Below are 15,770 nucleotides of genomic sequence, written 5' to 3' on the forward strand. Positions count from 1 at the left end.
TTGGAGGAGAGAGATTCTGATGGTCAGTATCCAACGTCGCTTTGAAGCTTATGCCGATGAAATGAATATCATTACGGTTCTGATCCCTGCTGATCAAAAAGATACCTTTACGCCGCCTTTTCAGTTAGAGACAGATACAGGGGAAATTCCTCTGACAGTCAGTCAGGAATGGAAAATAGAAGGGAAATACAAGTATGTATGTGTAGCTGAGCAGCCGGTCACTTTCGGGAAAACGCATTATGTCAAAGCATCCGGTGGCGGAGTAACGGATCTCCAAATCGGGGCAGTGATCAGGACGGACCCGTTTGATGCTGCATTTTATTATGACGGAGAGCTCGGAGCTGTTTACACTTCGGATTATACTGAATTTAAGGTATGGGCGCCTGCTGCGACGTCAGCTGCCGTCAAGCTGTCACATCCCGAAAAAAGCGGGCATACGTTCCAAATGACAAGAATGGAAAATGGAGTATACGCCGTTACAGTGGTTGGAGATCTGCACGGCTATGAGTATGTGTACCGGATCTGCAACAATTTAGAATGGACAGAAACGGTGGATCCGTATGCAAAGGCTGTGACGGTCAACGGAGAGAAGGGGGTCGTGCTGCGCCCAGATCAAGCAAACTCGGCTCCTTCGCTTACACCATTTTCAGACCCCGTTGATGCCATTATTTATGAGATGCACGTCCGTGACTTCTCCATTCATGAAAATAGCGGTATGAAGAACAAGGGGAAGTATGCGGCGCTTGCTGAAACTGGCACTCAAACGAAAAATGGCAGTTCTACAGGACTTTCTTATTTAAAAGAGCTTGGCGTTACGCATATCGAGCTTTTGCCGGTAAACGATTATGCCGGAGTTAATGAAGAAACTCCGCTTGCCGCCTACAATTGGGGCTATAATCCGCTTCATTTTTTCGCCCCGGAGGGAAGCTATGCCTCCAATCCTCACGACCCTCAGACAAGAAACAAAGAAGTAAAACAAATGATTCACACCCTGCATCGGCATGGCCTGCGTGTCATCCTGGATGTTGTTTATAACCATGTATATCAAAGAGAGCACTCGCCCTTTGAAAAAACGGTGCCCGGTTATTTCTTCCGGCATGATCAATTCGGGATGCCTTCAAATGGCACCGGCGTCGGGAATGACATCGCCTCAGAAAGGCGGATGGCGAGAAAATTCATTACGGATTGCGTCCTGTATTGGCTCAAGGAATACGATGTCGACGGCTTCCGCTTTGATCTGCTCGGCATCTTAGATATCGAAACGGTTCTTCATATAAAAGAAAAAGCATTTGAGGTAAAGCCCGGAATCCTTCTCTTTGGGGAAGGCTGGGATTTGGCAACACCGCTGCCGCCTGATCAGAAAGCGACATTGGCGAATGCCTCAAAAATGCCGGGCGTCGGTTTTTTCAATGATTCGTTTCGTGACGCTGTTAAAGGGAATACCTTTCAAGTCGCGGCAGCGGGTTTTGCCCTTGGGAACGGCGAAAAAGCGGAAACAGTCATGCATGGGATTGCCGGATCTTCCGGATGGAAAGAGACAGCTCCGCTTGTGTCTGCGCCGAGCCAATCTATCAATTATGTCGAGTCGCATGACAACCACACATTTTGGGATAAAATGAGCCTCGCGCTTCCACAAGAAAGTGACATCCGAAAGAGAAGCCGGCAAAAGCTGGCGACTGCAATCATTTTGCTGGCCCAGGGAGTTCCGTTTATTCACAGCGGACAGGAATTTTTCCGGACGAAGCAGGGGGTGGAAAACAGCTATCAATCCAGTGACAGCATCAACCAGCTGGACTGGTCGCGGCGTGAAACATTCATGCAAGATGCTGATTATGTCCGCAAGCTGATTTCGCTCAGAAAAGCGCATCCGGCATTCCGGCTTACGTCATCAGCGGATATTCACCGCAGCCTTGAATGCCTGGCTCTCAAAGAGCACCTTATTGTATACCGGCTGTTTGGCCTCGGCGCAATCGACGAATGGGAAGAAATCATTGTCATCCATCATGCCAGCCCTGATTCTGTTACATGGCAGCTGCCGAAAGATAAGGCTTACCGGCTTCTATGTGATACTGACGGGTTTTGCGCTGATCCGGGAGAAATCAAGAAAGCGGTTGCTGTAAACGGCATCGGAACGGTTATCTTATATTTAGCATGAGATCTTACGAGTTTTGCTTGACGAAGTTTGTGCTATAGCGCTAAAATTTAAAAGACGGCTATTGATTAGCATATGAGACTCTCAATAGCTGTCTTTTTTATTTTTCATACGATTCGTACGAAAAAGGCATTCGCTGGATACACTGAAGACGAATAGGCCTTATTCTAAAATATTTTAAGAAATGATGGGTTGAACATTGATATGAACTGGTTGGGACAATTACTAGGTAGCGATTGGGAGATCTTCCCCGCCGGAGGAGCTACAGGAGATGCATATTATGCGAAACATAACGGGCAGCAGCTTTTTTTAAAACGTAATAGCTCACCTTTTTTAGCTGTTTTATCCGCCGAAGGCATTGTTCCTAAGCTGGTTTGGACAAAACGGATGGAGAATGGGGACGTCATTACGGCCCAGCACTGGATGACCGGCAGAGAGCTGAAGCCGAAAGACATGAGCGGACGGTCCGTTGCTGAATTGCTTCGTAAAATACACACATCAAAGGCCTTGCTGGACATGCTGAAGAGACTTGGAAAGGAACCGCTGAATCCAGGGGCTCTGCTGTCTCAGCTTAAACAGGCTGTATTTGCTGTGCAGCAAACTTCGCCGCTGATTCAAGAAGGGATTACGTATTTAGAAGATCATCTGCATGAAGTGCATTTCGGTGAGAAAGTCGTTTGCCATTGTGATGTCAATCATAATAACTGGCTATTGTCTGAAGACAACCAGCTGTATTTAATTGACTGGGACGGCGCCATGATCGCTGACCCGGCGATGGATCTAGGGCCATTGCTGTACCACTACGTTGAAAAGCCAGCTTGGGAGAGCTGGCTGGGCATGTACGGCATCGAGTTAACGGAAGGCCTTCGGTTAAGAATGGCATGGTATGTGCTATCTGAAACAATCACTTACATTGCCTGGCATAAATCCAAAGGAAACGATAAAGAATTCCATGATGCAATGGAAGAACTGCATATGCTGATGAAGCGAATTGTTCAATAATCAGGAATATGAATCCATTTCCTCTACCCATTGAGACAAGCTGTTCTGATGCTCTTGTATGTGTGAGTCGATGGATTTGGACGATATTCCTGATTGGCTGTATCGGTACACATCTTCCAGCACGTTTTTTAAGTGTGAATCGATCTCGGTGTTTGCCATCAGAGATTTAATCACACGTTCAAGCTGTTCGTACTCTGCGACGGTTCCGCAGCAGTCTAATTGATGGTCAGTCAAAATGTCCTTCAATAGATCAACTTGATTCTCGTAATTTAAACCCATAAAACGGTACACATCCCTTCAGTATCTTATGGGTTAAATTGTTCAAAACAGGATGGTTTTATGCATGAGACACGAGTGTTCCGACAGACGGGAACCTCTTTTTTTATGTGAAGGCACACCTTTAAAAACAAGCTTGCGGGTCTTTTTAATTCATGGTATGTTGTTAGTCGAAATAATAGATAGAGGTGTCAATCATATGAGAATGCGACACAAGCCTTGGGCTGATGACTTTTTGGCTGAAAACGCAGATATTGCCATCAGCAATCCTGCTGATTATAAAGGAAAATGGAATACAGTGTTTGGCAACGACAATCCGATCCATATCGAGGTCGGTACAGGAAAAGGGCAATTTATTTCCGGAATGGCCAAACAAAATCCCGACATTAATTATATTGGCATTGAGTTATTTAAAAGCGTCATTGTAACTGCTGTCCAGAAAGTAAAAGATAGCGAAGCGCCGAATGTGAAGCTTTTGAATATAGATGCGGACACGCTGACAGACGTGTTTGAGCCGGGTGAAGTCAAACGGGTGTACTTGAACTTTTCTGATCCTTGGCCGAAAAAACGCCACGAAAAACGCCGTCTCACGTATTCCCATTTTATCAAGAAATATGAAGAAGTGATGGGGAAAGGCGGAGCAATTCATTTTAAAACAGACAACCGCGGTCTGTTTGAGTACTCGCTGAAAAGCTTCTCGGAATACGGATTGCTGCTGACATATGTCAGTCTTGATCTGCATAACAGCGATATGGAAGATAACATCATGACAGAATATGAAGAAAAATTCTCAGCACTCGGCCAGCCGATTTATCGGGCTGAAGTTGAATGGAGAGCGTAAAACAGACTCTGACGCAGGAGTCTGTTTTTTTTATGCGCTGTTTGCTACGATGATGACAGGGGGGATGAAAATGGAAACGATGAAAATTGGAAACACGACGTTAACCTGGCTTGACGGAGGGGTGACTCACATGGACGGAGGAGCCATGTTCGGTGTTGTTCCAAAGCCGTTATGGTCAAAAAAATATCCAGTCAATGAAAAAAACCAGATTGAACTAAGGACAGATCCGATTCTTATTCAAAAGGACGGGAAAAACGTGATCGTCGATGCCGGTATCGGGTCCGGCAAGCTGACTGAAAAACAAAAAAGAAACTACGGTGTGACTCAAGAATCCAATGTGAAAACATCATTAGCAGCGCTCGGATTAACAGTTGAAGATATTCACGTGATCGCCATGACACACCTTCATTTTGATCATGCGTGCGGATTGACGGAATACGAAGGCGATAAACTGGTTCCGGTTTTTCCAAATGCCGTTATTTATGCTTCATCTGTTGAATGGTATGAAATGCGCCATCCGAATATCAGATCGAAAAATACCTACTGGAAAGAAAACTGGGAGGCTGTTGCCGCCCAAGTGAAAACCTTTGAAAACACCTGCACCATAACAGAGGGGGTTACACTGCATCATACCGGGGGCCACAGTGACGGCCACTGTGTTCTTGTATGTGAGGATGCGGGTGAAACCGCGGTACATATGGCGGATTTGATGCCGACACACGCCCACCGCAATCCATTATGGGTGCTGGCTTATGATGATTATCCGATGACCTCTATACCGCAAAAGCAAAAGTGGCAGGCGTATGCAGCGGAAAAAGACGCATGGTTTATTTTTTATCATGATGCCGAATATCGCGCACTGAAATGGGATGGGGACGAAAGGATTACAGAATCACTCAAACGAAAGAAACAATAGCATATTTTCATGTTTACCCTGCATGATTTCCGGCTAATAAAGCAAACCTAGTACTAATTATGCTCAGAAAGGAAGAGGCAGGGTGAAACAATTCGAAGTAACGAACGAAGGAGAAATTCAGACAACATTAAGAGGCCTTGAAGTACTCTCTGTTCCTTTTTTGAACAAAGGAGTAGCTTTTACAAAGGAGGAAAGAAAAGCGCTCGGATTGAATGGCTTTTTGCCGCCGAAGGTATTAACCATTGATGAACAGGCAAAAAGAGCGTACGAACAGTTTTCCTCACAGCCGGATGATTTAAGTAAAAATGTTTATTTGACAGCACTGCACGATCGAAATGAAACGCTGTTTTACCGTTTGTTAAATGACCACTTAGGGGAAATGCTCCCGATTGTATACACGCCGACAGTAGGTACGGCCATTCAGAGATACAGCCATGAATACAGGAAGCCGAGAGGGCTCTATCTGTCAATTGATGACCCGGAAGGAATGAAAGAGGCCTTTAAACAGTTTAAAGACAAAAGTGATGCCATTGATTTAATTGTGGCAACCGATGCGGAAGGGATTTTAGGAATCGGAGACTGGGGAGTAGGCGGTATCGCGATATCAATTGGCAAGCTTGCAGTATACACGGCAGCTGCGGGAATTGATCCAAGCAGAGTGCTGGCTGTCGTTTTGGATGCGGGCACAAATCAAGAGAGCCTCCTGAACGACCCGCTTTATGTCGGCAACCAGCATTCCAGAGTGCGCGGTGAACGCTATGACAAATTTATTGATGAATATGTCTCACTTGCGAGAGAGACATTCCCGAATGCATTGCTTCACTGGGAGGATTTCGGAGCGAAAAATGCGCGCAGCATCCTGAAACGCTATAAAGATAAAGTGTGTACGTTTAATGATGATATCCAAGGGACAGGCGCTGTCTCACTTGCGGCAGTTTTATCCTGTGCAAAAGCATCAAAAGTGCCGCTGAAGGAGCACAGAGTCGTGATATTCGGAGCGGGTACGGCCGGAATCGGAATTGCTGAACAGCTGCGTGAAGCATTGGTGCGAGAGGGGCTTAGTGAGGAAGAATCGTACCAGCGCTTTTGGTGCATAGACCGGAACGGGCTGTTAACAGATGATATGGATCAGCTTCTTGATTTTCAAAAGTCTTATGCCCGTCAGGCTGATGAGGTGAAAGATTATCAGCGCAACGGCGAAGGCGGAGGTATTGATCTCCTTGAGGTGGTCCGTCAGGCGAAACCGACGATTCTCATCGGTACATCAACAGTTTCCGGTGCATTTACTGAAGAAATTGTAAAAGAAATGGCTTCACACGTAAAACGGCCGGCGATTTTGCCAATGTCGAATCCGACGACTCTTTCTGAAGCAAAACCGCAAGATTTAATTGAATGGACGGAAGGCCGTGCGCTTATCACGACAGGCAGTCCGTTCCCGCCTGTGGATTATAACGGCGTGACGTATCATATCGGACAGGCCAACAACGCACTTGTCTTCCCGGGGCTTGGGCTTGGTACAATTGTCACCAAATCAAAATTGATTACAGACAGCATGTTTGAAGCGTGTGCCCGTGCGATCGCAAGTATGGTCAATGTTGGAGTGCCTGGCGCACCGATGCTTCCGAAGGTGGAAGATTTACGGACTGTATCGGCAACGGTTGCAGTTGAAGTTGCTAAAACCGCCATTAAGGAAGGCGTGGCCACTGAAGAGCCTGAGGACATCATTCAGGCTGTGCAGGACGCGATGTGGTATCCGGTATACAAACCGATTCGAGCGATATAATATAAAGAGCCGCTGCATGGGCAGCGGCTCCTCTCTTTTACGCTTGTCCGGTGTTAAGACGCGATTGTATCAATGACATCTACAATTCTCCCCGTTTTCGCATCCACCATCACTTCATATTGCTCTAGTTCTCCAAAAGCTGACCGTGTTACACCGGTCTTGTACACCTGCACGGTTTCCCCATTCACATTGTAGGGCTCCGGCTGGGTGTAGATCCATGATCCATCAATCGGCCCACGCTGTTTAAAAGCGGATTTTACGATACGAAGCGCTCTTTCTGAAGAAATATAAGGCTTCATCACATATTGTTTCACAACAACAGCCGTACAAATGCCAAGTCCTGCTCCTAAAAGAAGATGACGCAATTTCAAAATAAAGCACCTCCTGATTGATCGTACTTTCATTATACAGAAACCGCCAAATCCTGTTAAGCGATACGCGGCTCATTGAGCAGATTCAATCAGAGTGCTTGGAAAACAGAATTTTTTCTAATAAAATAAAAGAACTACATAGAAATGAGGGGAAAACATGAATCAAGAAACGAAAGCGCTTTTCCAAACACTGACGCAGCTTCCCGGAGCGCCGGGCAATGAGCATCAGGTCCGTGCGTTTATGAAGCAGGAGCTTGCCAAATATGCCGATGATATCGTTCAGGACAGACTGGGAAGTGTTTTCGGAGTCAGAAAAGGCGGAGAGGACGCGCCGAAAATCATGGTGGCTGGACATATGGATGAAGTCGGATTTATGGTGACATCCATTACAGATAACGGATTACTGAGGTTCCAAACGCTCGGCGGCTGGTGGAGTCAGGTACTGCTGGCGCAAAGAGTGGAAATACAAACAGATAATGGCCCGGTTCCGGGGGTTATTTCAAGCATACCGCCGCATCTGTTAACAGATGCTCAGCGAAACCGTCCGATGGATATCAAAAATATGATGATTGATATCGGAGCAGATGATAAGGAAGACGCCATCAAAATCGGTATTAAACCGGGCCAGCAGGTAGTCCCTGTATGCCCGTTTACCATTATGGCCAATGAAAAGAAAATATTATCAAAAGCGTGGGATAACCGGTACGGCTGCGGATTGAGCATTGAATTGCTGAAGGAATTGCAAGGAAAAGAACTGCCGAATACGCTTTACGCTGGCGCAACCGTTCAGGAAGAAGTCGGCTTAAGAGGCGCGCAAACAGCGTCTCATATGATCAAACCGGATTTGTTCTTCGCGCTTGACGCCAGTCCGGCAAACGACATGAGCGGCGATAAACAGCAGTTTGGGCAGCTTGGGAAGGGCTTTTTGCTGCGCATCCTTGACAGAACAACCGTTATGCACCGAGGAATGAGAGAATTTGTTTTGGATATGGCTGAAACGCATCAGATTCCATATCAATACTTTGTTTCCGGCGGCGGAACAGATGCAGGCAGAGTGCATATTTCAAACAGCGGCGTTCCGTCGGCAGTTATCGGAGTCTGCTCCCGCTACATTCATACAAATGCGTCTATTATCCATATTGATGATTACGCCGCGGCAAAAGAAATGCTGATAAAGCTCGTAACTGCCTGTGACAAGCAGACGGTTGAAGCGATTAAAGAAAATATGTAAAACCTGAAGAAAAAGCTTGTTGAGCAAGGCTTGTAAGCCATGTCGACAAGCTTTTTTCTTATTTTGTTTCAAATACATACGAAAGTGCTTTAATCGCTTGGTTCACCGTTTCAACGGTAATATTCGCTTTGTTTGAAAGCTCTTTTAATGGGTGATGGAGCGATTCAGGACGAATAATGATCAGGGGTTTACCTTTTGCGATAGCATAGGAAGCATCCATTGCTGTGTTCCATTGTTTGTACTTTTCGCCAAACAAGGCAATCACAAAGTCTGCTTTATTCATCAAGACAGCCGTTCTGAAGTTATTGATATCAGAAGCCTTGTCGTCCTTATAGACTGCGTTTGGCTGAGCGCCCATAATTTCTTCTCCGATATTGTCCGAACGGTCGTGGTGCTCCATCGGGCCGACAAACGTAATCGGAAGCTTCAGTGATTTTGTTTTCTCCTTGATTTCCTCACGCCAATTGCTATGGATTTATCCGGCTAAATAGACGATAAACTCCAAACGGGATCCCTCCTTATGTATGTCCATTTGTCAATTTTACCCTCATGTACAAAATGTTAAACGAAACGTGCTTGATAATGCAAATAAAATATGATAATGATAATGGGAAAGCTTATCTTACATATTCATTCGTTGCATATAAGTGGTTTTGCCGCAAGCAGTTTGGTATGATCCAAATGGACGAGTATCGATAAATTAACATGTAAGAACATAATCAACTGGAGGGATATGTGATGAAAAAAATCGAGACAACGCAAGAACTGGAAAAAGCGGTAAAGGATGATTGGGCAGTATTTATGTTTTCTGCCGACTGGTGCCCGGACTGCCGTTTTGTAGAGCCTTTTCTACCGGAATTGGAAGCAGATTTTCCTGAATTCACTTACTACTATGTAGACCGCGACAAATTTATTGATACATGCGCAGAGTGGGAGATTTACGGCATTCCAAGCTTTGTTGTGTTTAATGAAGGAAAAGAAGTGAATCGTTTTGTGAGCAAAGACCGTAAAACAAAAGAAGAAATTGAACAATTTTTAACTGACTCTCTCGCAAAAGCGTAAAGGAGGATATCCGGTTTGAAAATGACCTCAAGGAAGCTGTCAGACATATTGAAACAGCGCCTTCAGCACGAGAATCGCTCCTTTTTATTTGACAGAGAAAAAGACACCCTCCGTGTTGAGGATGAAACAACTAAAAAAGGAATTACGCTTGACCTGCCGCCGATTATTGCAAAATGGGAACTGAAAAAAGACGAAGCCATTGACGAGATCGTTTATTATGTATCAGAAGCCATGGCAGCTATGGAAGGAAAGTCGCAGGAAATAACCGGGAAGGAAAGCCGTATTTATCCGGTCATCCGCTCAACCTCTTTTCCGGACAAGTCCAGCGAAGAGATTCCGCTTATTTATGACGAGCATACCGCAGAAACAAGAATTTATTACGCGCTTGATCTGGGCAAAACCTATCGTTTAATTGATCAGCGTATGCTGGAGAAAGAAAACTGGACGAAGGAGCGTATCAGAGAAACGGCTGCGTTTAACCTCCGCTCCCTGCCGACGGTTGTCAAAGAGGATACTGTTGCCGGCAATCTCTTTTACTTCTTTAGAGCAAACGACGGTTACGACGCCAGCCGGATTCTGAACGAAGCGATTTTAAATGAGTATAAACAAAATGCTAAAGGTGAGCTAGCGATCTCTGTTCCGCATCAGGACGTTCTGATACTTGCTGACATTCGGAATGAATCAGGGTATGATATTTTAGGACAAATGTCGATGAGCTTCTTTGCAGGCGGCACCGTTCCGATTACGGCGCTTTCTTTCCTATACAATGAAGGAAAGCTGGAGCCGGTGTTTATCTTGGCAAAAAGCCGTCCGAAAAAGGATTAGAAAGGATTTTTTACTTATGAACGCTTTTTATAATAAAGAAGGTGTGGGAGATACACTTCTGATCTCTCTAAAAGACGTAACGCGCGAGCAAGTAGGCTATGAAAAATACGGCGGCGTCGTCAAAATTTTCAATAGCGAAACAAATGAAACGACGGGTTTTAACATCTTTAACGCGTCTTCATACTTAACCATTGATGAAAACGGCCCTGTTGCCCTTTCAGAAACATTCGTTCAAGATGTGAATGAAACGTTAAACAGAAACGGCATTGAAGAAACATTAGTCGTTGATTTATCGCCAAAGTTTGTCGTCGGATATGTTGAATCAAAAGAAAAACATCCGAATGCTGATAAACTAAGCGTTTGTAAAGTCAATGTAGGGGACGAAATGCTTCAGATCGTATGCGGCGCGCCTAATGTTGACCAAGGCCAAAAAGTTGTTGTTGCCAAAGTCGGCGCTGTGATGCCGAGCGGGCTTGTCATCAAGGATGCTGAGCTTCGAGGCGTACCGTCCAGCGGAATGATCTGCTCCGCAAAAGAGCTTGCATTGCCTGACGCTCCTGCTGAAAAAGGAATCCTTGTATTAGAAGGAGACCATGAGGCTGGAGACGCATTTCAGTTTTAGACTCCCATAAATACGCCGAAAAAATCGAATCATGTAAAAAAAGCCGCTAAGCTCTTGTTTAGCGGCTTTGTTTTGCTGAAAGCTTAATCTTTTCTGGGCCGACAAGCAGTGGTATACTAAAAATCGTCCCAGAAAACTATAAGGGAGTTAGAGATGACTTATGAGTTGGCTTCATAAATTTTTTGATTTGTTTTTAGGAGAGAGTGAAGAGGATGCTGAACGGGATACAAAACCTGCTCAAGTTCCGAAACAGCAAGAATCGCATCACTCCGAAGGACAATTAAAACGATTGGAAGATCCTAAAATATATTACGAATATCCTAAAGGCAAGTTCCGTTTTCCGGTTGTGCCTGACGGATACCAAAAAAATGATTTGAGAAGGCGCCGCCCGCCATCGGAGGAACCGCAAACCGCGCCTCGTTCGGGAGCTGCTCAGCACAGAGACCGCACAAATAATGAAAAAGAGCACCGTACATATGAAAAATCAGAGCCAGCCAAGAAACCGTTTAAACCGACAAATATCCCTTCGCCTGTATATGGATTTAATCAAAAACCATCTGTGAAAAAGGACATGCCGAAACAATCTGCGGAAAAAAAAGGTGAGCAAAAAAAGCCGGAACCTGTAGAAGAGAAGGTAACACTGCTTTCAGAAGAAATCGAACGCGAACGCAGTTATTCGATGCCGGACCGGCAACCGCAGCAACAGAAGGAACCCCTCTTTTCACATGTCCGATTGGATGAAGAGCCTTCTGGCGTCCAAAAAAGTACGAATGAAACAATGGCAAAGCACTCAGCAGAGGAGCTGTCAGACAAAAAAGTAACCGCTGGAGAAAAAATGGCTCCAAAAGCTGCTGAGATGCCGTCAGAAGAAACAGAGCAAATGAATGATCAGCAGGAAGAATCTTTCTTGCACGAAGAAACATCTTGGGAAGAGACTGTGACAGGTGCCGGAATGGAAGCAGAAACGCTGTCAGCCAATGGTGTAAATGCCAATGAAGAAGCTGTGCTAGAAACTGCTGAGACCGTCTCAACTAAACAAACAGAGATCCAAGAGCCTGAGGAGGAAGAGCATTTATTACCCGATGAGCGGTATGGGGAAGAGACTGTGACAGGTGCTGGAACTGAGGCAGAAGAGCCGTCAGCCAACGAAGGAAACGTTCATCCAGAAACTGCTGAAACCTTCTCAGCTCCAGCAGAACAAATGGAAATCCATGAGCATGAAAAGCCTCTCGTGCATAATGAACGATACGAGGAAGAGGCTGTGCCAGAAGCCCTGCAAGAAGCAGAGGAACAGTCAGACAGCGATACAGCTGTTCACGAAGAAAGCATTCAGGAAGCTGCATCAGCTCAAATGATAGAGGAAAACAACCAGCCTGAAGCATCCGTGGCCCAGATAGAAGGTGATTCACAACTGGAACATAGCACAGAAGAGGGTTCTTCATCCTATTCTGCGGCGGATGAAAGCCTTGGGGCAGAAAGACGCACGGCTACAGCAGAACAGCAGAACAGAGCAAAGAAGTCTGGTGACAATCCTAAACGAAGTCCGGCACTTCAGAAGGGACCGTCTGTTCCTTTTAATGTTATGATGCTGAAAAGCGATACGCATAAACAGCAAAAAGCAGGGGAGCGCCGCGGAAGCTATGTGTTCCCGAATGTCTCACTGCTTGATGTGCCGCCAGCACAAGTTCAGGACGATGCTGCGTGGATAGAAGAGCAGCGTCAGCTCCTTGATTTAACTTTGAAAAACTTTAACGTTCGGGCCAATGTGGTTCATGTAACGCAAGGGCCGTCAGTCACAAGATTTGAAGTACACCCTGAACCGGGTGTAAAGGTAAATAAAATCACCAATCTGTCTGATGACATTAAACTCAGCCTGTCCGCAAAAGATATTCGAATTGAGGCGCCGATTCCGGGGAAAAACACGATCGGAATTGAAGTGCCGAACCGTACGAGCAAGGTGGTTGATTTGCGCCAGATGATTCGCAGTTCCGCTTTCAGGACGAGCACATCACCGCTTACGTCAGCACTCGGATTGGATATTTCGGGGAATCCTGTTGTCATTGATCTGAAAAAAATGCCGCACGGTCTTATCGCCGGAGCTACAGGATCGGGAAAAAGCGTGTGCATCAATACCATTTTAGTGAGTCTGCTTTATAAAGCTGATCCGAGTGAAGTGAAGGTGCTGCTGATTGATCCGAAAATGGTGGAGCTTGCGCCTTACAACAAGATTCCTCACCTCGTCAGCCCTGTCATTACAGACGCCAAAGCGGCCACAGCTGCTTTAAAATGGGTTGTTGAGGAAATGGAGCGGCGCTATGAACTGTTTGCCCATTCCGGTGTTCGCGATATTGACCGTTTTAATCAATTAACCTCCGATCACCAAACGGGCGAAAAACTGCCGTATTTAGTTGTGGTTATTGACGAGCTTGCGGATTTGATGATGGTAGCTCCAAATGATGTAGAAGAAAGCATTGCCCGGATTGCTCAAAAAGCAAGAGCCTGCGGAATTCATTTGCTTGTCGCGACTCAGCGCCCGTCAGTCGATGTCATTACCGGTCTGATAAAAGCGAATATCCCGACGAGAATTGCGTTTTCTGTCTCCAGCCAGGTTGATTCCCGAACAATCATTGACATGGCTGGTGCGGAAAAACTTCTCGGTAAAGGAGACATGCTCTTTTTAGAGAACGGTTCTGGAAAACCGGTCCGTCTTCAAGGCAACTTTGTATCGGACCGAGAAATTGACCGTGTTGTTTCCCATGTCAGAAACCAGCTGCCGCCAGCTTATTTGTTTGAACAAGAAGAATTGGTCAGACAAGGCTCTGCCTTAAAGGAAGAGGATGAACTGTTTTATGAGGCGTGTGAATTTGTTGTTGAGCAAAACAGTGCAAGCACGTCAAGCCTGCAAAGAAGATTCAGAATCGGATATAATCGGGCTGCAAGGCTGATTGACATGATGGAAGCAGAAGGTATGATCTCTGAAGCGAAAGGAAGCAAGCCTCGAGAGGTGCTGATCACTGCAAGTGATTTAATAAACGAATAATATAGGTTCATTTTCACAGCAAACATGGTATGATAATGGATAGATCATTAAACACCTATGCCGCTTTACAGCAGATGGGCATAGAAATTGTGATATTCAGGTTTAATCGGAAAGAAATAACCGGATACTGAACATAACAAAAAATATAAGGATACGCCGCAGGCGGCTTTTCAGCCGCCGCGGTCGCAAATTGAAATGAACGTCATATACTGGGGAACAGATAGACGTTTGTTGGAGGTACAATTATGACTGTTTATCATTTTGTTGGAATAAAAGGGACGGGTATGAGTCCGCTTGCCCAAATACTTCATGATAATGGATATACTGTCCAAGGATCGGATATCGAAAAATTCATTTTCACACAAACGGCGCTTGAAAAGAGAAACATCACCGTCCTTCCTTTTAGCGCGGATAACATCAAACCCGGCATGACAGTTATCGCTGGAAACGCATTCCCAGACACGCATCCTGAGATTGAAAAAGCGCTGTCTGACGGAATTCCGGTGATTCGTTATCATAAGTTTTTAGGTGACTATATGAAAAAGTTCACCAGTGTCGCGGTTACTGGTGCGCACGGCAAAACGTCAACTACGGGGCTGCTGGCTCACGTCATCCAAAACGCAAAGCCAACGTCTTTCTTAATCGGGGACGGAACAGGCGCAGGAAATGAAAACAGCGAATACTTCGTATTTGAAGCGTGTGAATACCGCCGTCATTTCTTAAGCTATCAGCCTGACTACGCAATTATGACGAATATTGATTTTGATCATCCTGATTACTTCTCAAATATTGACGATGTGTTTGACGCTTTTCAGGAGATGGCTCTTCAAGTTAACAAAGGCATTATTGCCTGCGGTGACGATGAGTATCTGCCGAAAATCCATGCGAACGTGCCTGTCGTTTATTACGGCACGGGAGAAGAAAATGATTTTCAAGCGAGAAACATTGTAAAAAGTACAGAAGGGACAACTTTCGATGTCTTTGTCCGCAATACATTCTATGACACATTTTATATTCCTGCGTACGGCCATCATAATGTATTGAACTCATTGGCGGTCATCGCGTTGTGCCATTATGAAGAAATTGACGCCAGTGTTATTAAGCATGGCCTCAAATCATTTGGCGGCGTGAAACGCAGATTCAATGAGAAACAGCTCGGAAACCAAGTGTTAATTGATGACTACGCTCACCATCCGACAGAAATAAAAGTGACGATTGAGGCTGCAAGACAGAAATATCCTGATCGTGAAATTGTTGCGGTATTCCAGCCTCATACATTTACGCGGACACAGCAATTCCTTGATGAATTTGCAGATAGCCTGAGTGCGGCAGACTGTGTGTATTTATGCGATATCTTCGGGTCAGCCCGGGAAAACGCAGGGAAGCTGACGATCGGCGACCTGCAGGGAAAAATTAATAATGCCAAGCTGATTGAAGAAGATGATACATCTGTTTTAAAAGCTCATGATAAAGCCGTTCTTATCTTTATGGGAGCAGGAGATATTCAAAAATATATGAGAGCCTACGAAAACGTCATGGCATAATAAAAAGCAGTGATCTCACTGCTTTTTATTTATCTGAAGAGAAATCCTCTTAAAGGATTTTCAACTGGAATGGAGAATAATATGTATACAGCCCAACACATATGT

At 45.3% G+C, this 15,770-nt stretch carries 15 protein-coding genes; 12 read left to right on the top strand and 3 right to left on the bottom strand.

What is annotated here, in order from left to right:
• Positions 1-19: 19 nt before the first annotated feature.
• Both pulA and NST16_RS03245 read left to right on the top strand, forming a co-directional pair.
• Positions 20-2,155, top strand: a complete 2,136-nt coding sequence (gene pulA / locus NST16_RS03240; RefSeq protein WP_268472207.1) for a type I pullulanase — start codon at positions 20-22, stop codon at positions 2,153-2,155.
• A 201-nt stretch (positions 2,156-2,356) separates the two neighbouring features.
• On the top strand, positions 2,357-3,154 hold the full coding sequence (locus NST16_RS03245) for a phosphotransferase family protein (RefSeq protein ID WP_010331521.1): 798 nt from the start codon (positions 2,357-2,359) through the stop codon (positions 3,152-3,154).
• On the opposite strand, the gene NST16_RS03250 is transcribed toward NST16_RS03245, so the two are convergent.
• Positions 3,155-3,433, bottom strand: a complete 279-nt coding sequence (locus NST16_RS03250; RefSeq protein WP_010331520.1) for a YtzH-like family protein — start codon at positions 3,431-3,433, stop codon at positions 3,155-3,157. It lies immediately after the preceding gene.
• Between the two features lie 196 nt (positions 3,434-3,629).
• On the opposite strand from NST16_RS03250, the gene trmB reads away from it, so the two are divergent.
• The 3 genes from trmB to NST16_RS03265 all read left to right on the top strand — a co-directional run bounded on the left by trmB (position 3,630) and on the right by NST16_RS03265 (position 6,970).
• Entirely contained in the window at positions 3,630-4,271 is a 642-nt protein-coding gene (gene trmB / locus NST16_RS03255; protein WP_032731296.1) for a tRNA (guanosine(46)-N7)-methyltransferase TrmB, read from the top strand.
• Between the two features lie 70 nt (positions 4,272-4,341).
• Positions 4,342-5,187: a YtnP family quorum-quenching lactonase gene (locus NST16_RS03260; RefSeq protein ID WP_268445393.1), complete on the top strand. Its 846-nt coding sequence runs from the start codon at positions 4,342-4,344 to the stop codon at positions 5,185-5,187.
• A gap of 82 nt (positions 5,188-5,269) precedes the next feature.
• Positions 5,270-6,970: an NAD-dependent malic enzyme gene (locus NST16_RS03265; RefSeq protein ID WP_268450736.1), complete on the top strand. Its 1,701-nt coding sequence runs from the start codon at positions 5,270-5,272 to the stop codon at positions 6,968-6,970.
• A 53-nt stretch (positions 6,971-7,023) separates the two neighbouring features.
• On the opposite strand, the gene NST16_RS03270 is transcribed toward NST16_RS03265, so the two are convergent.
• The gene (locus NST16_RS03270; RefSeq protein WP_010331516.1) at positions 7,024-7,341 is read right to left on the bottom strand and encodes a PepSY domain-containing protein; all 318 of its coding nucleotides are present in this window, start codon (positions 7,339-7,341) and stop codon (positions 7,024-7,026) included.
• A 157-nt stretch (positions 7,342-7,498) separates the two neighbouring features.
• Here NST16_RS03270 and NST16_RS03275 point away from each other — a divergent pair, with 157 nt between their 5' ends.
• Positions 7,499-8,572 carry a M42 family metallopeptidase gene (locus NST16_RS03275; RefSeq protein WP_168748539.1) on the top strand — a complete coding sequence of 358 codons (1,074 nt, stop codon included), beginning with the start codon at positions 7,499-7,501 and terminating at the stop codon, positions 8,570-8,572.
• Positions 8,573-8,630: 58 nt separating this feature from the next.
• Here NST16_RS03275 and NST16_RS03280 read toward each other — a convergent pair whose 3' ends face one another.
• A complete protein-coding gene (locus NST16_RS03280; RefSeq protein WP_340888262.1) occupies positions 8,631-9,047 on the bottom strand; it encodes a YtoQ family protein in 417 nt (138 codons plus the stop codon).
• A 107-nt stretch (positions 9,048-9,154) separates the two neighbouring features.
• Here NST16_RS03280 and NST16_RS03285 point away from each other — a divergent pair, with 107 nt between their 5' ends.
• The 6 genes from NST16_RS03285 to murC all read left to right on the top strand — a co-directional run bounded on the left by NST16_RS03285 (position 9,155) and on the right by murC (position 15,665).
• Positions 9,155-9,271, top strand: coding sequence for a hypothetical protein (locus tag NST16_RS03285; protein ID WP_125825412.1), 117 nt, complete (start codon positions 9,155-9,157; stop codon positions 9,269-9,271).
• A gap of 39 nt (positions 9,272-9,310) precedes the next feature.
• Positions 9,311-9,634 carry a thioredoxin family protein gene (locus NST16_RS03290; protein ID WP_010331513.1) on the top strand — a complete coding sequence of 108 codons (324 nt, stop codon included), beginning with the start codon at positions 9,311-9,313 and terminating at the stop codon, positions 9,632-9,634.
• A 15-nt stretch (positions 9,635-9,649) separates the two neighbouring features.
• The gene (locus tag NST16_RS03295) at positions 9,650-10,459 is read left to right on the top strand and encodes a DUF1444 domain-containing protein (RefSeq protein ID WP_026014592.1); all 810 of its coding nucleotides are present in this window, start codon (positions 9,650-9,652) and stop codon (positions 10,457-10,459) included.
• 16 nt (positions 10,460-10,475) lie between these two features.
• Complete coding sequence (gene ytpR, locus NST16_RS03300) at positions 10,476-11,081, top strand: YtpR family tRNA-binding protein (protein WP_268450729.1); 606 nt, start codon at positions 10,476-10,478, stop codon at positions 11,079-11,081.
• Positions 11,082-11,241: 160 nt separating this feature from the next.
• A complete protein-coding gene (locus NST16_RS03305) occupies positions 11,242-14,121 on the top strand; it encodes a DNA translocase FtsK (RefSeq protein WP_340883896.1) in 2,880 nt (959 codons plus the stop codon).
• Positions 14,122-14,366: 245 nt separating this feature from the next.
• On the top strand, positions 14,367-15,665 hold the full coding sequence (gene murC / locus NST16_RS03310) for a UDP-N-acetylmuramate--L-alanine ligase (protein ID WP_010331509.1): 1,299 nt from the start codon (positions 14,367-14,369) through the stop codon (positions 15,663-15,665).
• Positions 15,666-15,770 lie beyond the last annotated feature (105 nt).

Source organism: Bacillus sp. FSL K6-1005 (genome assembly GCF_038000225.1).
Lineage (GTDB): Bacteria > Bacillota > Bacilli > Bacillales > Bacillaceae > Bacillus > Bacillus mojavensis.